This window comes from Pollutibacter soli, assembly GCA_029269725.1.
Classification (GTDB): domain Bacteria; phylum Bacteroidota; class Bacteroidia; order Chitinophagales; family Chitinophagaceae; genus Pollutibacter; species Pollutibacter soli.
The window spans coordinates 295,192-313,241 of record JARJHS010000003.1; the positions used below are offsets into that span (position 1 = coordinate 295,192).

At 42.9% G+C, this 18,050-nt stretch carries 16 protein-coding genes and 5 tRNA genes; 3 read left to right on the forward strand and 18 right to left on the reverse strand.

Going from position 1 to position 18,050, the window contains the following annotated elements; all coding sequences use genetic code 11:
• Window positions 1–167: 167 nt before the first annotated feature.
• A complete protein-coding gene (locus P2W82_RS09630) occupies window positions 168–1,643 on the forward strand; it encodes a potassium/proton antiporter (RefSeq protein ID WP_336515666.1) in 1,476 nt (491 codons plus the stop codon).
• Window positions 1,640–2,083: an acyl-CoA thioesterase gene (locus P2W82_RS09635; RefSeq protein WP_336515667.1), complete on the forward strand. Its 444-nt coding sequence runs from the start codon at window positions 1,640–1,642 to the stop codon at window positions 2,081–2,083. The genes P2W82_RS09630 and P2W82_RS09635 overlap by 4 nt, the downstream gene beginning before the upstream one ends.
• A 288-nt stretch (window positions 2,084–2,371) precedes the next feature.
• Here the strand turns inward: P2W82_RS09635 and rpoB are convergent, their stop codons facing one another.
• The 6 genes from rpoB to rplK all read right to left on the reverse strand — a co-directional run bounded on the left by rpoB (window position 2,372) and on the right by rplK (window position 10,825).
• On the reverse strand, window positions 2,372–6,184 hold the full coding sequence (gene rpoB, locus P2W82_RS09640) for a DNA-directed RNA polymerase subunit beta (RefSeq protein ID WP_336515668.1): 3,813 nt from the start codon (window positions 6,182–6,184) through the stop codon (window positions 2,372–2,374).
• Between the two features lie 277 nt (window positions 6,185–6,461).
• Entirely contained in the window at window positions 6,462–8,447 is a 1,986-nt protein-coding gene (locus P2W82_RS09645) for a hypothetical protein (RefSeq protein ID WP_336515669.1), read from the reverse strand.
• A gap of 154 nt (window positions 8,448–8,601) precedes the next feature.
• A complete protein-coding gene (rplL, locus tag P2W82_RS09650) occupies window positions 8,602–8,982 on the reverse strand; it encodes a 50S ribosomal protein L7/L12 (RefSeq protein WP_336515670.1) in 381 nt (126 codons plus the stop codon).
• Window positions 8,983–9,089: 107 nt separating this feature from the next.
• On the reverse strand, window positions 9,090–9,620 hold the full coding sequence (rplJ, locus tag P2W82_RS09655) for a 50S ribosomal protein L10 (RefSeq protein ID WP_336515671.1): 531 nt from the start codon (window positions 9,618–9,620) through the stop codon (window positions 9,090–9,092).
• 41 nt (window positions 9,621–9,661) lie between these two features.
• Window positions 9,662–10,354 carry a 50S ribosomal protein L1 gene (rplA, locus tag P2W82_RS09660; RefSeq protein WP_336515672.1) on the reverse strand — a complete coding sequence of 231 codons (693 nt, stop codon included), beginning with the start codon at window positions 10,352–10,354 and terminating at the stop codon, window positions 9,662–9,664.
• A 27-nt stretch (window positions 10,355–10,381) separates the two neighbouring features.
• Window positions 10,382–10,825, reverse strand: coding sequence for a 50S ribosomal protein L11 (gene rplK, locus P2W82_RS09665; protein WP_336515673.1), 444 nt, complete (start codon window positions 10,823–10,825; stop codon window positions 10,382–10,384).
• 538 nt (window positions 10,826–11,363) lie between these two features.
• Here rplK and P2W82_RS09670 point away from each other — a divergent pair.
• Window positions 11,364–11,762 (forward strand): hypothetical protein, encoded by a 399-nt coding sequence (locus tag P2W82_RS09670; protein ID WP_336515674.1) that lies wholly within the window; start codon window positions 11,364–11,366, stop codon window positions 11,760–11,762.
• A gap of 73 nt (window positions 11,763–11,835) precedes the next feature.
• On the opposite strand, the gene P2W82_RS09675 is transcribed toward P2W82_RS09670, so the two are convergent.
• The 12 genes from P2W82_RS09675 to rpsU all read right to left on the reverse strand — a co-directional run bounded on the left by P2W82_RS09675 (window position 11,836) and on the right by rpsU (window position 17,988).
• Window positions 11,836–12,846, reverse strand: a complete 1,011-nt coding sequence (locus P2W82_RS09675; protein WP_336515675.1) for a LacI family DNA-binding transcriptional regulator — start codon at window positions 12,844–12,846, stop codon at window positions 11,836–11,838.
• A gap of 94 nt (window positions 12,847–12,940) precedes the next feature.
• Window positions 12,941–13,507 carry a transcription termination/antitermination protein NusG gene (gene nusG, locus P2W82_RS09680; protein WP_336515676.1) on the reverse strand — a complete coding sequence of 189 codons (567 nt, stop codon included), beginning with the start codon at window positions 13,505–13,507 and terminating at the stop codon, window positions 12,941–12,943.
• Window positions 13,507–13,704, reverse strand: a complete 198-nt coding sequence (gene secE / locus P2W82_RS09685) for a preprotein translocase subunit SecE (protein ID WP_336515677.1) — start codon at window positions 13,702–13,704, stop codon at window positions 13,507–13,509. Before secE ends, nusG begins: the two co-directional genes overlap by 1 nt.
• A 68-nt stretch (window positions 13,705–13,772) precedes the next feature.
• Window positions 13,773–13,843: transfer RNA gene (locus P2W82_RS09690), tRNA-Trp, on the reverse strand.
• A gap of 135 nt (window positions 13,844–13,978) precedes the next feature.
• Window positions 13,979–15,166: an elongation factor Tu gene (gene tuf / locus P2W82_RS09695; protein ID WP_336515678.1), complete on the reverse strand. Its 1,188-nt coding sequence runs from the start codon at window positions 15,164–15,166 to the stop codon at window positions 13,979–13,981.
• A gap of 225 nt (window positions 15,167–15,391) precedes the next feature.
• Window positions 15,392–15,463 (reverse strand) — tRNA-Thr (locus P2W82_RS09700).
• Between the two features lie 33 nt (window positions 15,464–15,496).
• Window positions 15,497–15,569 (reverse strand) — tRNA-Gly (locus P2W82_RS09705).
• A gap of 104 nt (window positions 15,570–15,673) precedes the next feature.
• Window positions 15,674–15,756, reverse strand: a tRNA-Tyr gene (locus P2W82_RS09710).
• A gap of 58 nt (window positions 15,757–15,814) precedes the next feature.
• Window positions 15,815–15,887 (reverse strand) — tRNA-Thr (locus P2W82_RS09715).
• Between the two features lie 368 nt (window positions 15,888–16,255).
• The gene (hpf, locus tag P2W82_RS09720; protein ID WP_336515679.1) at window positions 16,256–16,555 is read right to left on the reverse strand and encodes a ribosome hibernation-promoting factor, HPF/YfiA family; all 300 of its coding nucleotides are present in this window, start codon (window positions 16,553–16,555) and stop codon (window positions 16,256–16,258) included.
• Between the two features lie 271 nt (window positions 16,556–16,826).
• Entirely contained in the window at window positions 16,827–17,723 is an 897-nt protein-coding gene (locus P2W82_RS09725; RefSeq protein ID WP_336515680.1) for a tyrosine-type recombinase/integrase, read from the reverse strand.
• A gap of 70 nt (window positions 17,724–17,793) precedes the next feature.
• Window positions 17,794–17,988, reverse strand: coding sequence for a 30S ribosomal protein S21 (gene rpsU / locus P2W82_RS09730; protein ID WP_336515681.1), 195 nt, complete (start codon window positions 17,986–17,988; stop codon window positions 17,794–17,796).
• Between the last annotated feature and the right edge of the window lie 62 nt (window positions 17,989–18,050).

Sequence of the window (18,050 nt, forward strand, 5' to 3'; positions counted from 1 at the left end):
TGTATTCTCTTTTTTCCCCGCATCAGGTGAGCATGTGTGATAGTTGAACAGGTAATTTCATTTATCAGTAAGTCGATCTTTCTGAAAATCAAGGTTCAACGTTAAACCTTAAACTTTAAACCTTAAACTTTCTATCGTATATTTAAAAAAAGAGGTCGTGCATTTCAATGCATCTAACTACAGAAAATATACTTCTTGTCGGATCTATTCTGCTTATACTGAGCATATTTGCCGGTAAAACTTCGCCGCGCCTTGGCGTGCCCACTCTTATACTTTTTCTGATCATTGGCATGCTGGCCGGATCTGAGGGAATCGGTGGAATTGCGTTTGACAATCCTAAACTGACGAAGTTCGTAGGCATTGTCGCTTTAAATTTTATTCTTTTCTCCGGAGGACTTGAAACAACATACGCATCAATAAGGCCAATACTCTGGCAAGGCATTGCATTGTCGACACTAGGTGTATTGATCACCGCGATAAGCATTGGCTTATTTGTTTCCGTTGTTGCAGGATTCAGTTTGTATGAAGGATTATTGCTTGGAGCGATCGTATCCTCGACAGATGCCGCTGCTGTGTTTTCAATTCTGCGTTCAAAAAACATAGGGTTAAAAAACAACCTGCGACCATTGCTTGAACTGGAAAGCGGAAGTAACGATCCGATGGCCTATTTTCTAACGATTGCGATCATCGGACTTATTGAGAATCCTGATCGTACACTTATCAGTGTAATACCACAGTTTTTCGGTTCCCTATTTATCGGGACTGCCTCAGGATTGATATTTGGATTTTTGAGTAAACAGGCCATCAATCGCATCCGGCTTGATTTTGAAGGATTGTATCCTGTGCTGCTGATCGGGTTACAATTTGCGACATTTTCCGCAACGGATGCGGTACATGGCAATGGATTCCTTGCTGTATACATCTGTGCATTATACCTTGGCAACCAGGAATTGATTCATAAAAAAACGTTGATCAAAGCTTTTGATGGTTTTGCCTGGCTGATGCAGATAGTTTTGTTCCTTACACTTGGTCTACTGGTTTATCCAAGTAAGATTGTAGCTGTTGTGGGTATCGGCTTGCTTTGTTCTGCCTTCCTGATATTTTTTGCCCGGCCAGTCAGCGTATTCATCTCACTGATGTTTTTTAAAATGAAAAACAGGAGCCGATGGTTTGTCAGCTGGGTTGGTTTGCGTGGTGCAGTGCCTATTGTATTTGCTACCTATCCCCTGCTGGAAGGAATTGAAAAAGCAGAACTCATCTTCAATATCGTATTTTTCATTTCGGTCACATCAGTGCTGATACAGGGCACAACTTTGACGATGGTGGCGAGATGGCTTCATGTCATTGTACCTGATAAAGCAAAACAAAAATCGCCGCTGGATATTGAACTATCAGACTCGATTAAATCCCTGCTGGTGGAAATGATATTACCCCCCGGAAATCCTGCTGCTGGTCAAAGAATTCTTGATCTCGCATTTCCAAAGTCGACGATGATCGCATTGATACAACGGGACGGCAAATACATTACACCGAAAGGTTCTACAGTACTCGAGGCAAATGATAAGTTGCTTGTACTTTCAGACAACCGAGAGCACCTGGAAGAAGTTTATCATATTCTTGCACTTGACAGAGAAATTGGATGAGCCAGCAAAGGAAATTTGAAATAAAAATTAAAGTCACTGATGCTGATATCGATCAGCTCAAACATGCGAACAATGTTGTTTACCTGCGTTGGGCGCAGGATGCAGCTGCCGCACATTGGAACGTGCTATCAGGCACGGACATACGAAAAGCCAATGCATGGGTCGTTTTGAGGCATGAGATCGATTACAAATATCCTGCATTATTGAACGAGGAACTCACACTTCTCACATGGGTTGGTGAAACCGCAGGAGTGAAATCAGTCAGGCATGTTGAGATTTACAATAGCCAGGGACAACTTTCTGCAGCGGTAAAAACGACCTGGTGCCTGATCGATCCGGTAACGATGAAGCCTAAGCGAATTTCGCGAGAGATGGAGGAAGTGTTATTTCAGGCAGGAGTAAGGAGTAAGGAGGCAGGAGATGCAGCGGATGGTGAGTAGTGACAAACGGTTATTTAGTGAACTTTTTCTATTCCAGGACTTCCGGCCTTCTTTCTCTGGAATGTTGGCCGCGCGGTTATACTGTAGTTTGAATTCCCTAGAAAATAATTTCCGAAACAAAACAATTTCTTTATAGTTCGCATTTACAGCCGCACCGCAGGGCTTGTGACTATTTTCTATTTACCAAATCTCCTGCCTCTCCTCTCCCTGCTCGTCTGCCGCTTTGCACTTAAAAAAAATGGCCACCCTTCTACAGGATGGCCAGTGATATTTCGCTTTACAGCTTTATTAATTCTCAAACTTCAGATCGAGACCGAGACCTCTCAACTCATGTACAAGTACATTGAAAGATTCAGGTATGCCTGCGCGAGGTACATTGTCACCTTTAACAATAGACTCGTAAGTCTTCGCTCTTCCGATGATGTCATCAGATTTAAGCGTGAGCAACTCCTGGAGAATGTTTGATGCACCATAAGCCTCGAGTGCCCAAACTTCCATTTCACCAAAACGCTGACCTCCGAACTGCGCCTTACCACCCAATGGCTGTTGTGTGATGAGACTGTATGGTCCGATAGAACGTGCGTGCATTTTATCGTCCACCATGTGGTGCAGTTTCAGCATGTAGATGATACCTACGGTTGCTTTCTGGTGGAAACGTTCTCCGGTTTCTCCGTCATGCAGATAAGTATGACCAAATGCCGGCAGACCTGCTTTGTTAATCAACTCCTGGATCTCATCTACAGAAGCACCATCGAAGATCGGAGTTGAAAAACGGATACCCAATTTCTCACCGGCCCAGCCAAGAATAGTTTCATAGATCTGTCCAAGGTTCATACGACTAGGTACACCCAATGGATTCAGAACGATATCTACAGGAGTTCCATCTTCCAGGAACGGCATATCCTCTGCACGTACGATCTTCGCAACGATACCCTTGTTACCGTGACGACCCGCCATTTTATCACCCACTTTCAACTTACGTTTTACTGCGAGATAAACTTTTGCAAGTTTCAATACCCCTGCAGGTAATTCGTCACCGATAGAGATGTTGAATTTCTCTCTCTTATAGCGACCGAGTTCCTCGTTGTATTTGATATTGTAGTTGTGCAAAAGAGTATTGATGGCGTCATCAGTTTTTGCATCACCCGTCCAACCCAGCGGGTTAACGTTCTGGTAATCGATGCCAGTCAGGTTTTTCGCTGAGAATTTCGCACCTTTTCCGATCAGTACTTCACCGAAGTTATTGGATACGCCTGAAGAACTTTTTGTACCTACCAACACCTGCAGCTTACTGATCAACAGTTCCAGCAGATCCTTTTCATTCTGTTCGTGTATTTTCTCCAGTTTTTCGATGGAAGCTTTCTCCCGCACTTTCGCGTTCTTATCTTTTTTCGCGCGCTGGAAAAGTTTCTTACCAATCACCACACCTTCAGTTCCGCTTGGAGCTTTCAAAGAAGCATCTTTCGCATCACCAGCTTTATCACCGAAGATTGCACGAAGAAGTTTTTCTTCCGGCGTAGGATCGCTTTCACCTTTTGGTGTGATCTTACCAATCAGGATGTCACCCTCTTTTACAATCGCACCGATGCGGATGATACCATGCTGATCCAGGTCTTTTGTCGCTTCTTCAGAAACGTTTGGAATATCCGGCGTCAGTTCTTCTTCACCCAGTTTTGTATCGCGTACTTCAAGTTCAAATTCTGAAATGTGAACTGAAGTGAACAAATCCTCTCTTACCACTTTTTCGTTGATTACGATCGCATCCTCGAAGTTGTAACCCTTCCATGGCATGAATGCTACTTTCAGGTTTCTTCCGAGAGCAAGCTCACCATTTTTTACAGCATAACCTTCAGTCAGGAAGTCTCCGTTTTTCACACGTTGTCCTTTCCTTACAGCAGGTTTCAGTGTGATACTGGTTTCCTGGTTGGTTTTGATGAATTTGGTGAGTTTATATACCATCAGATCATCTTCAAAGCTCACGAGTTTCTGTGCTTCATCACGCTCATAACGAACATGAATTTCATTTGCATCTACAAACTCAACAACACCTTCTCCATCTGCGTGGATCTGGATCCTTGCATCACGCGCAGCTTTTCCTTCCAGTCCGGTACCCACGATCGGAGCATCCGGCAGAATCAAAGGAACCGCCTGGCGTTGCATGTTTGATCCCATCAGCGCACGGTTGGCATCATCATGCTCAAGGAATGGAATCAATGAAGCACTCAGACCTACGATCTGGTTCGGCGCAACGTCCATGTACTCTACTTCACCTGGTTCGAGGATCGGGAAGTCGCCGGTTTGTCTTGCCTTGATTTTATCTTCAACGAACTGACCGTTATCATCCAAAGGAATATTCGCCTGCGCAATTTTCGCAGTATCCTCTTCTTCAGCACTCAGGTAATTCAGTTCTTTCGTATCTACTTTACCGTTATCAACTTTCCTGTACGGAGTTTCAATGAAACCCATTTCATTGATCTTCGCGTGAACGCAAAGTGTAGAGATCAGACCGATGTTCGGTCCTTCCGGTGTTTCAATGGTACAAAGACGACCATAGTGTGAATAGTGTACGTCACGAACCTCAAAGCCCGCACGCTCACGACTTAAACCACCAGGTCCGAGAGCTGAAATACGACGTTTGTGTGTGATCTCACTCAGCGGGTTCGTCTGATCCAGGAACTGGCTCAGCTGAGAAGTACCAAAGAATGAGTTGATCACCGAAGAAAGCGTACGCGCGTTAATCAGGTCAACAGGTGTGAACACCTCGTTATCCCTTACGTTCATACGTTCGCGAATGGTACGTGCCATACGTGCAAGACCAACACCAAACTGAGCATACAACTGCTCGCCCACTGTACGTACACGACGGTTGCTCAGGTGATCGATATCATCAATTTCCGCTTTACCATTGGTCAGACGAACGAGATATTTAATGATCTCGATGATATCTTCTTTGGTCAGGGTCTTCTGATCCAGTTTATAGTTCAGGTTCAGCTTACGGTTGATTTTGTAACGGCCAACTTCACCCAGGTCATAACGTTTATCGCTGAAGAACAATTTGTCGATGATACCACGTGCAGTCTCATTATCCGGAGCATCAGCACCACGCAACTGGCGATAGATATGCTGAACAGCTTCCAGCTCAGAGTTTGCAGTATCCTTGTTCAATGTGTTGTAGATGATCGCGTAATCACCACTCATTTCTTCTTTCTGAATGAACACACTCTTCACATCCATATCAGCAATCATTTCGATTGCCCCTTCATCAAGGATGGTATCGCGCTCAAGAACAACTTCGTTTCTTTCGATACTTACAACTTCACCAGAATCTTCATCCACGAAATCTTCCACCCATGTTCTCAATACACGGGCAGCGAGTCTTTTACCCACATGAGCCTGTAATGCTTTTCTGTCCACTTTCACCTCATCAGCCATACCGAACAGCTCAAGGATATCCTTATCTGTTTCGTAGCCGATAGAACGCAATAAAGTCGTTACGGGGAACTTTTTCTTACGATCGATATAAGCATACATTACGTTGTTGATATCGGTCGCAAACTCCATCCAGGCGCCTTTGAAAGGTATCACCCTCGCAGAGTAGATTTTTGTTCCGTTCGGGTGAAGAGACTGGCCGAAAAATACGCCAGGTGAACGATGTAGCTGTGAAACCACAACGCGCTCAGCACCGTTGATAACAAAAGTACCACGGGGAGTCATGTAAGGAATGTTTCCGAGGAACACATCCTGAACGATGGTCTGGAAATCCACGTGCTCTTCGTCGTTACAGCTCAAACGCAGCTTTGCTTTCAGCGGAACGGCGTAAGTAAGACCACGTTCCATACATTCTTCAATGGTATAACGCGGCGGGTCAATGAAATAATCCAGGAACTCAAGAACGAATATGTTCCTGGTATCCGTGATTGGAAAATTCTCCTTGAACACTTTAAACAAACCCTCATTATTACGTTTGTCAGGAGTTGTTTCCAGCTGGAAATAATCTTTGAAAGACTGAATCTGGATTTCTAACAGGTCAGGTGTTGCAGCAAGGTGCTTCACTTTACCAAAATTCATCCGTTCAGCAGGAGCCACTTTTGTTGAAGACATAGTGAAAAGCGCTTTTTTATTGTTGTACAGACGGCAATACAATCAGACCTCTATTCTGAAAAAAATAGAAGGCAGATGATTTTCAATCATTTATGATTGTAATGGAACGTCAAAATTTATTAGGCCTAAATTAAAGGAACGCAAAGGTAATGATTACAGGGCATTCTGAAAAGATTTTTTCCCTGACCGAAAAGAGTTTTAACCCTTTGCCATGACGCCAGAAAATACCCGTTTTCGGCCGATTCAGGGACTATTCTTGTTCCTTTGGCCTCCGGGTTCAGGGATGCTGAAAAAGCTGTTCGAATCCCGAACGTTTACGATCACGGTCGTTCTCAGTCATATCAATCTCCCACCGAACCTTCTTCAGCATGGATTTCAATTCTTCGTATCTGAACACCTTCCACGGAATATACCCGGATGCGATTGTAGCAGAAAACTCCGGATCTTTTTGCCAGTCGCCATTGGCCAGCGGCTGAATCAACTTCAGGTAGGGTTTATAATCTGTAGCGAGACTTCTGCGGACCTTATTGACACCCGGAATTTCAATTTCAACTTCTGCGTTGATGGGCATTTTGAAAGATGCTTTGCCTGATTTGATTGGGCTCTGCCCGATTTTTCGCCCGAGTTGAATGATGTTCAAAATCCCATTGGAAGTACTGTGAATTCCGGTGAGACTTAATTCGACCTGCGATATCATTGCCCGGGGTTGTACATCGTCCTTCTTCATGAAATAAAATGGAGAAGTGATGCATACATCTCTATCGGAAGATTCTGCGATGCGTTTATTATCATACCACCCTGTTACTTCCAGGTTTGAAGGATCCTTCCATGCTTTCTGCCCATATGCTTTTATCACATACCAGCTTCGCTCCTTTTCGCTAATTGTTATTTGAGTATTGAATACACGTTCTTTTTTACCCCGCAGATCCCATTGCTTCCAGATTTTACCATTTCTGAATACCAGCAGGTAAGAAAGAAAATCATCGGCATTATTTGAAGCATATGCGGTGATATTCAGCTTATGATTTTTTCCATCCGGCTCAATGATATCACCATATTGAAATGCGCTATCGATGTCGGCAAGTATTATTGGTCCGGTCGTTACAAAAGTTCTCCCCTTTTTTGTGGCCTCAACTACAGATGTTATCAATTCCTTCGTTGAATCCGTTTTAAAAAAAGTCCGCATCATGCCAAAGGGATATTTGAAACCGGGTAAATAACCACCGTCCAGTTCTGAAAATGCCGGCATACAATATCCAAGATTTAATATCTGAAACCAGAGATTCTGATAGGAGTAATGATCTTTAAAATCACCCATTATCACAAGCCCATCAGCAGGTGTACCGGAAAGTAAACTGAAAGAAAGACTTGCAATCGCGTTGGTCGTATACTTTACAGATCGTTCGCGTTCCTGCATCCACCATCGGGTGGGATGCGCGATGATTGCCACTGCCCTCTGACTTGCTGAAAAACGCGGAACAAATTCAATGTCGGAATATCGATCGAAATTCAATGTATCAAAAGTCCAGTGCGTTGCATCCGGGGACTGATAATAACTTTTTTCGTAGGCAGAATCCAGGAGTTCACCGAAATATCCTTTTGTTGATTCGAGGCCAATCCACCAATAATGGCCAGTACGGTATTTCGGCATTTCAGCGCCGTAGTAAAGAGTGAAATTCTTATCGTTTACAAAAGCATAATCTTTTTTCCAACTGTCGTCTGTTGCTCCGGCCCAACCTTGTGCGGCGCAGATGAAATCAACACCTTGCGCTCTGCATATTTTTCTCACACCCGCAATCATCGCGCTGTCGGGATGAAGCTCAGTATACAGATGCGCATGTGCTTCGCCGTTAACCCAACCCATTTTTTTAAGATTGACCCATGGCTTTAGCTGTATAGTAACAGCAGTAAACCTCCCTTGCGTTACGACAACAGTCTGCTCTGCAGATTCGTAATCGATACCATGGAAAATCTTCACCTTATATTTCCCGGGACCAAGACCTCGTTTGATTGAACCATTTTCATCCGTAAATACTCCCGGAAGAAATTTGTAATAGGTCGATTGCAAGGAGTCCTGCTCGTTATAAATTTCGATCCTGGCAGGAAGCGAAGCACCCGTATTTAAATCCATTACCTGCACCTTGATGCCTTGCGGAAGTGAATCATTGAGAACCGCATTTGAATTTTTCTGCGTATAGCATGATCCGGCAATAAATAAACAGACGATTAAAATGGAAATTGAACGGCGCATATCCTGGTCCATATAGTTACCGGAATTTATTCAAAGTTTGTTCCACAGGAACGACCCGGACAAAAAACCTTCGAGGTTTAAGCCCCCGGAAGTGTTGGTGAGGTAGGGAATAAAAAAACCGGTAAGGAAACCCTTACCGGTAATTTATTACTTACTTTATCAAAAACTATTTGATCTCTACATCAGCACCAGCTTCTTTCAGCTTAGCTGCGAGTTCATCAGCTTCTGCTTTCGCAACACCTTCTTTGATTGGTTTTGGAGCGCCATCAACGAGGTCTTTAGCTTCTTTCAGTCCAAGACCAGTCAGGTCTTTAACGATTTTCACTACAGCCAGTTTGTTAGCACCACCAGCTTTCAGGATAACATCGAAAGCTGTTTTTTCTGCAGGAGCAGCAGCGCCACCGCCAGCAGCAGGACCAGCAGCAACAGCTACAGCTGCAGCAGCAGGTTCGATACCATACTCATCTTTCAGGATTTTTGCGAGCTCATTTACATCTTTCACGCTGAGGCTAACAAGCTGTTCAGCGAATGCTTTTAAATCTGCCATTGTTTTGAATTTTTACCGTCTTCACTTCTGGTTTACAGATCCGACGGATGTTTAAAAAAATTGATTATGGTTGAACGTTTAACGTATAACGTTGAACGTATGACCTCTTAGTTAGCGCGCTCTTCCAGCGCTTTGATAATACCGGCCAGTTTGCTACCGGCATTCAATGCACTGATAACATTCTTCGCTGGTGACTGCAACAGACCAATGATCTCTCCGATCAGGTCCTGCTTGCTCTTCAGATCTTTTAATGCAGCGAGCTGGTTGTCCCCAACAAATACATCACCATCAATGAAAGCAGCTTTCAGCTGTGGTTTCTCCTTCGTCTTTGGTTCCTCGCGGAAACTGCTCAGGATCAAAGCCGGTGCTTTTGGATTTTCAGAGAATAACAATGCAGTTACCCCGTGTAATGAATCAAAAGTTCCCTGGAAACGGGTTTCATCCAGCTGCTCCAGAGCTTTACGGATCAAAGTGTTCTTAGCCACTTTCATTTCTACATTTTTGTCGAAACAAATGCCGCGGAGCTTGTTTACCTGCGCAACTGTAAGTGACTCTGTGTTTGTTATATAGAAATTGTTGTACTGAGAGAATTTCTCTTTCAGCACTTCAATTACTTCGTTTTTTTCCTGCTTATTCATGATAAAGCTTTTAATAGTTTAACAATAATCCTTTGTGTGGATTAGTGAATCAATACTTTGGTATCTACCTGGATTGCCGGGCTCATTGTGCTCGCCATAAACACGCTTTTCAGATATGTTCCTTTAGCGGTAGACGGTTTGGCTTTAATGATCGCGTTCAGCAGTTCCTGGCTGTTTTCTGACAGCTTCTGGGAAGAAAAGCTCACACGTCCGATAGATGCATGAACGATACCTGCTTTATCAACTTTAAATGCAACTTTACCCGCTTTTACATCTTTTACAGCAGCCTGCACATCATTGGTAACGGTACCCGTTTTTGGGTTTGGCATCAGGTTCCTTGGACCCAGTATCTTACCAAGTTTACCAATTTTTGGCATCACTGAAGGAGTAGCAACAATAACATCTACATCCGTCCAGCCGCCTTCGATCTGTTTGATGAACTCATCGAGACCAACAAAATCAGCACCTGCGTTCTTTGCTTCTTCTTCTTTATCAGGCGTGCAGAGTACCAATACTTTTTTCGTTTTACCTGTACCGTGAGGCAGGGTTACTGTTCCTCTTACGGACTGGTCAGCCTTTTTAGGATCAACTCCAAGGCGGATATGAAGATCTACTGAGCTGTCAAATTTTGTACAGTTCACCTCTTTTACAAGCGATGAAGCTTCAACAAGTGAATAAGATTTCTTATTATCCACTTTTGTATCTGCTACTTTTCTTTTTTTAGTAATTCCCATCGTTTCTGGTTTTTAAGTGGTGAACAATCAGTTTTGCCATGGAGCTTTACCGTCAACATTAATACCCATGCTGCGTGCAGTACCCGCCACCATTTTCATGGCGCTTTCCAGCGTGAAGCAGTTCAGATCGGGCATTTTATCCTTGGCAATTGCCTCCACCTGGGCCCAGGTTACTTTACCAACCTTGTTACGGTTAGGTTCTTTAGAACCACTCTGCAGTTTTGCTGCTTCAAGGATCTGAACGGAAGCCGGAGGAGTTTTAATTACGAACTCGAAAGATTTGTCCGTAAAAACTGTGATGAGTACAGGTAAAACTTTACCTGGTTTGTCCTGCGTGCGTGCATTAAACTGCTTGCAGAACTCCATGATGTTCACCCCTTTGGAACCCAGTGCGGGACCTACGGGAGGTGCAGGGTTGGCTTGCGCGCCTTTTACCTGCAATTTTACATAGCCTGAAATTTCTTTAGCCATTTTGTTTGTTTTTTTGGTGATAGCGTTCCGGTTCTTCCGAAACTCCCAAATCCAGTCAAAAAAAGAACTTTTAATTGGGGCTGCAAAAGTAGTGTATTTTCCTTTTCGCGACAAACCATTTTTTGTCCTGTCTGCCAGCCAAAAGAGCCCGGTTTCCAGGGGCTGCCGAACCTCATTATTCTGATGATCCGTTCATGATATGTTTTGAGTCATAAGATGGCGATGCAAAGATATTTTTGGTACCGGATTTTATGACCAGTTACGGTACATCAAACATTAATTTTTTTTGCGGGATATGAAAAAAAATCGCTCTGACTGTCGCATATATTTACCTGGCAAATCATAGAAATGATCTGCAGTTCAATAACATAAAATCCTCAGAAAACCAATGCTGTATTGAATTTTAGAAGAAGTCTAAAAGTTTCGCTTCACATCTTCTGAAATTTTTTTATTGTATTAGTAGGATTTGATGAATTTTAATTCATAATTTTCATCAACAATTTTTTACTTACATTATCTCTAAAAAACTATTACAACTATGGCCAAAGCATCCAAAAAAAAAGCTGCTAAAAAAGCTGTAAAAAAAGCTGTTGTTAAGAAGGCAGCTAAAAAAGCAGTGAAAAGAGCAGTAGTAAAAAAAGCCGCTAAAAAAGCTGTTGCTAAAAAGGCTTTAAAAAAAGCAGCTGTTAAAAAAGCAGTCAAAAAAGCTGTTGTTAAAAAAGCTGTTAAGAAAGCAGTAGTAAAAAAGGCGGTTAAAAAGGCTGCTGTTAAAAAGGCCGTGAAGAAAGCAGCAGTGAAAAAAGCAGTAAAAAGAGCGATAGTGAAGAGAGCCATTGTGAAGAAAGTAATTGCTGATAAGATAGCAGACGCTACATCACCTGAAGTAACTCCGGCACCAGCTCCGGAAACTCCATCTGAATCTGGAAGTGCCGAATAAAAGATACTGACAAAGCATAAAAAAACGCAGGATTTCTCCTGCGTTTTTTTATTTATTCCATAGTTAAAACTTATCAAACAGATTCCCTCTCCATTACCTGCGGCTCCAGTACATAGTGAAGCGATTCGCCGGATTTTGAATTAATCATGTGAAGAATGATTTCCACTGCTTTCTTTCCGATTTCTCTTATGGGTTGCGAGATTACTGAAATCGTAGGCGAACCCAGCCTGAATAGATCATTGTCGTCGAAACTGATCACAGCAATTTGTTCGGGTATTATTTTTTTCAGATGGCGGATCGCCTCCATCCCCGCAACACCCAGATAGTTCGTTGTAAAAAAGACGGCATCTGCCGTGTTATGGGACGACAAAAATTCAACAATCGCCTTTACCATTTCAGGATGGGTAAGATCATATTGCAAGTGAAGTGTATCAGCGGGTTTGTGAACTTTTCCAGAAGAAGCAATCGATTCAATAAAACCACGTTCCCTCTCAGTCATCTGGACCTGCTCTGAGTCGAGTGTAACAAGTAAAATGTCTTTGTATCCTTTTGCCAGCAGCAACTGCACTCCGTCATAAGCGCCTTTATAGTTATCAACGGTGACGTAACTGATATCCATCCCCGGAAAATAGCGATCGACGAGAACCACCGGCCGTTTTTCCTCAGCAAGCGATTGTATCTCTTTTTCTATTCCGCTGGTAGGAATAATGATAAATCCATCCATCTGGCGATGACGCAAAAGATAGAGAAGGCTGATGGCTTTTTCATCATTATTTTCTGTACTGCAGAACATTACCTTATATCCTGCTTTGTCAGCTTCGTCTTCGACAAATCGAGCAAGATGTGCAAAGAATGGATTGGAGATATCTTCCACGATAAGACCCAGCGTATGGGTCTGCCCCGTTCTTAAGCCCCGGGCAACCTGGTTGGGCCGATAGTTTAACCTCTCGGCAGTTTTTAAAATTTTATCTCTGAGTTCATTACTGATCCGTTTTTCCTTTGCTTTTCCGTTGAGTACAAAGGAAACGGTGGTAGTAGACACACCTACCTCCTGGGCAATGTCTTTAATGGAAACACTTCTCATATGGCGTTATAAATGTAGTGAGTTCCGATGAGGTAAATCTAAAAAGAAAAATCCCGCCATGAGCGGGATTTTCAAAACATCTTTTAAACTCGGATCAGGAGAGTTTCTCTACCTGCATATAATTGAGTTCTACCGGGGTCGAACGACCGAAGATTTTTACTGTTACTTTCAGTTTCTTCTTTTCATCATTCACCTCTTCAATAACACCATTGAAATCATTAAACGGACCATCGATGATCTTGATGGTTTCACCAACAATGAATGGCTCACTCATCACAATACCACTTACTCCACTCATCTCATCTACTTTACCCAGCATTTTATTTACTTCTGATTTGCGAAGTGCAACCGGATTTTCTTTACCAAGAAAATGAATCACATTAGTCATATTCTTGATAGTTGCAATAACATCATCATTCAATTTCCCGGTTTCCACTTCAATCATTACATAACCCGGATAAAAGTTTCTTTCGCGCATCACTTTTTTACCGTTCTGCACTTTGTACACTTTTTCTACGGGAAGAAACACCTGTTTAATAGACTTTCCCCAGTCATTGCGGGAAATATCTTTGTCAAGATACTCCTTCACTTTCTTCTCCTTGCCGCTAACGACACGAAGCACATACCATTTGGTTTCCTGCTGTTGAGTAGGTGTTTCCATTATGATTTGAATAGAGAATAAACAAATTTCAGAACATTATTGCTGGCGAAATCCATTACCCATACGATAGCGGTTATTACCAAAGTAGCAATCAGCACAATCATGGTTGACTGTTGCAATTGCTGCCAGGTTGGCCAGCTCACTTTCTCCATCAGCTCGTTATACGAGTCCCTGAAATATGCCTGTACTTTAGACATGCGTTTATTTTTTCATTTATACAGATGACCTGGAATAAAAGCTTTCGCAATTCAATTCTCAGACTTCGCACGGGCACTAGGATTCGAACCTAGATCGAAGGTTTTGGAGACCTCTATTCTGCCGTTGAACTATGCCCGTTTATATCAGTAACCGGTAAAATTACAAGTCACTGTTAAGAAGAAAGTACCCGGGATCGCTCCCAGGTACTTTTGCAAAGATATATCATTCATTTTTGAGATCAAATCAGCCTCACGGCGACTGTTCCCAGCAGAATTATTTCAGAATTTCAGTAACCTGACCGGCACCTACTGTACGTCCACCTTCGCGGATAGCGAATTTCAAACCTTTCTCCATCGCGATTGGCTGGATCAGTTTTACAGTAAGACCTACGTTATCGCCAGGCATTACCATTTCAGTTCCTGCAGGCAGTTCAACCTCACCGGTTACGTCTGTAGTACGGAAATAGAACTGAGGGCGATATTTGTTGAAGAACGGAGTGTGACGTCCACCTTCTTCTTTGCTCAATACATAAACCTCGCCTTTGAATTCAGTGTGCGGAGTGATTGAACCTGGCTTGCATATTACCATACCACGACGGATATCTTTTTTCTCAATACCGCGGAGCAACAAACCTGCGTTGTCACCAGCTTCACCTTCATCAAGAAGTTTGCGGAACATTTCAACACCTGTACATACAGAGTTCAAAGGTTTCTCGATCAAACCAACGATTTCAACTGCTTCACCAACTTTGATACGACCACGCTCGATACGACCAGTAGCAACAGTACCACGACCAGTGATAGTGAATACGTCTTCTACTGACATCAGGAATGGCTGATCGATTGGACGAGGAGGCAATGGAATGTAGCTGTCAACAGCTGCCATCAACTCTTCGATTTTTGCAACCCATTTGTCTTCGCCAGCGAGTGCGCCGGTTGCAGAACCCTGGATGATGGGTGTGTTATCACCATCAAAACCGTAAGTAGTCAGCAATTCACGAATTTCCATTTCAACCAGTTCCAACAGCTCGGGATCGTCTACCAGGTCAACTTTGTTCATGAAAACAACGATACGAGGTACACCTACCTGGCGGGCAAGAAGGATATGTTCTTTAGTCTGCGGCATAGGACCATCTGTAGCAGCAACCACAAGGATCGCGCCGTCCATCTGTGCAGCACCGGTAATCATATTTTTAACGTAGTCAGCGTGACCAGGGCAGTCAACGTGAGCATAGTGACGGTTAGCCGTCTGATATTCTACGTGAGCTGTATTGATAGTGATACCACGTTCTTTTTCTTCGGGCGCCGCATCGATTTCATCATACTTCTTTTCCTGTGCCCATCCTTTCTTTGCAAGGATATTGGTAATGGCAGCCGTTAAAGTGGTCTTACCATGGTCTACGTGACCAATTGTACCAACGTTTACGTGGGGCTTATCCCTTTTAAAGGTCTCTTTAGACATTGTTATCCGTTTTAGATTGTGTTTACAATTGTTATTCTATTTCAACGGCAAGTCAGGAAACAATTCCTTTAAGCCGCAAAACCCGAATCTTTTTCACCGGGCACCAAAAAATAAGGGGAGTTAAAATGAGCGTCTACATTCTTTTTCACTTACATCTGACTTTCTCAACTCTTACCTCTTATTTCTTCATTCTCACTGCGGCCTTTGTACTTCGTACTTCAAAAGAGCCGTTGATGAGAATTGAACTCACGACCTCTTCCTTACCAAGGAAGTGCTCTACCACTGAGCTACAACGGCTTGAAAACACCGCAGGCAACAGCGGTCGTGTTGAGCGGGAGACGAGGTTCGAACCCGCGACCTATAGCTTGGAAGGCTATCGCTCTACCAGCTGAGCTACTCCCGCTTATACAACAGTTGTGAAGGACTCACTTTTGTACAAAAATGCACATTGATGATTCCATTTTTCTGATGTGCTATCCGCCAATGCTGACGCTTTGACAAATGCAGTGGGCAGGAGAGGATTCGAACCTCTGAAGTCGAAAGACAGCGGATTTACAGTCCGCCCCATTTGGCCGCTCTGGAACCTGCCCGTTTCGACCATTTACCTGTCGATAACCTGAAAGAAAAGTGTAATGCAAAAAAGCATTGAGCCAGAGAAGGGACTCGAACCCCCGACCAGCTGATTACAAATCAGCTGCTCTACCAGCTGAGCTACTCTGGCTTGTTATTTCAGGTGTATCAGACGCACTGCTGCGCCATCAGAAAACAAAAAACAAAGAACTACCCGGTTTTTTTGGGAAGGCAAAGGTAATGGAATTCTTTAAATGCAAAAAAATATCTCCGCGAGTCTTTGAATTTAAATGAATATTTTCTGCACAGTCGCAAGAGCGGCGGAATACAACGACTTTGCCGGTTTTTGCAGGAGACAATTTCCGGAAACGACAGATGATAACAGTCCCGGCTTTGTATAAACGATTATGTTGGAGGAATAGGCTGGTGAAATGTGTCTGCGAGTCTTCGTTTATCTCCAGGTAATACAAAACGAAAAGACTCGCAGACGTAAAACAAAAAAGGCCCGAAGGCCTTTTTTTATGCTGCTTGTTTTTCTTTCAATCTTTTGATTTGTGTGGTTATGGACTCTATTGCATTGTCAAATGACTCTTCGAATGATTTAGATGTTTGTTTTACGAAAAATTCGTGACGTGGCACCTTGATCCTGATCTCGGCCACTTTATCTTTTATCTGGTGAACAACATTATCCAACTTCAGAAACACGTCAATCTTTACAATTCTGTCATGATAATTTCCGAGCTTTTGAAGTTTTTTTTGCACGTGTTCGATCAATTTTGAATCCGCATCAAAACGCACTGTTTGAATGTTAACGGTCATAGCATAACGTTTAATTCAGTGAAACAATAAATATAAGAACTAGGTTGATTTTCAGGTAGTAATCCTGTCATTCAGCAGCAATCTGAAATTAATCATTTAACGCTGTAATATCAAATTAAATTTCGTCCCCGGCCAGCTATTTTAACTAGGGTTGAATTCAGAAATTTGCTAACGGTTTTTATCTGCGGGAGACATTAAAAAAGCATGCCCGGTTTTCATTTATGAGTCTGAGGAATAGCGCAGGAAATTCAATGCCCATGCGGATTCCGCACTACCCTTTTGGATGGGCTTTCCGATGTATATCCCTGAGCTTTTCGATACTGTTGTGCGTATAAACCTGTGTGGCCGCCAGACTGCTGTGACCGAGCAGATCTTTAACAGCGTTCAGGTCGGCGCCGTTGTTCATCAGGTGGGTTGCGAAACTATGCCTGAGCACATGCGGACTTTTCTTTTCTGCTGTAGTTACCAGGGAAAGCCACTTTTTCACGACATCATATACATTCCTTGAAGTGTATTGCTTTCCATTGTCTTTTATAAGAAGATAGTCATCGCTGAAGCCAAGACTTTTTTTCTCCTTACAATAAGCTGAAATTTCATTCAGTAAATCAGGATTGACAGGTATCATCCTTTCTTTGTTTCCTTTCCCTAGGATACGGATCACTTTCTGATATGAATCTATCTGTTGTTGCCTGATGCTCACCAACTCCCCTACGCGAATACCGCACTGATAAAGCAGCCTCAGCATCAATTTCTCAACACGACCGTTGTATTCATCAGGAAATTCAACATGCGTAAACAAAGTGTCCATCTGATGCTCCTCCACAAAAGAAGGCAAACGCTTCCTGGTTTTCAGCAGGCGGATAGCACTGGCGGGGTTATCATCCCGGATAGAATGAGTTCTGCAAAATTTAAAAAAGGATTTGAGGCAGGAGATTTTTCTGTTGATGCTTCTCGGAATAATGCCGGCTTCTGTCATCTCCGCCATCCAGCTCCTGATCATCAATGTGGAAACTGAATTCGGCGAATCTGATTCAAATACCCTGCTGGTAAAACTGAAAAAGTCAGAAAGGTCATCCTGGTATGCCGTAATGGTATGGGCAGAATACCGTTTTTCAAAACGGATATAGTTTATGAATCGCTGTACTTCCGGAATTTCAGGCAGGAGCATAAAAAATAGCCATAAAGTTAATCAACCTTATGACTATTAGTTTAATATTATTGGTCAGAAAATCAGTGGATTACTGAATCTCTCCGGTAAATAATTTCTGCTTGTAGATTGCTTTTAAAACCTCACCACGACGTTTGATGGAAGGTTTCTTAAAAGACTGACGCTCACGCAATTGAAGTAAAATTTTCGCTTTCTCGAATTTCTTCTTGTACTTCTTCAGCGCTTTGTCAATGTTTTCGCAATCTTTAGAATCGATGATTAACATAATTGGATACCTCTTTTCAGTTTTAAGGAACGCAAAGATAATACATCAGATTGTTTTACCAA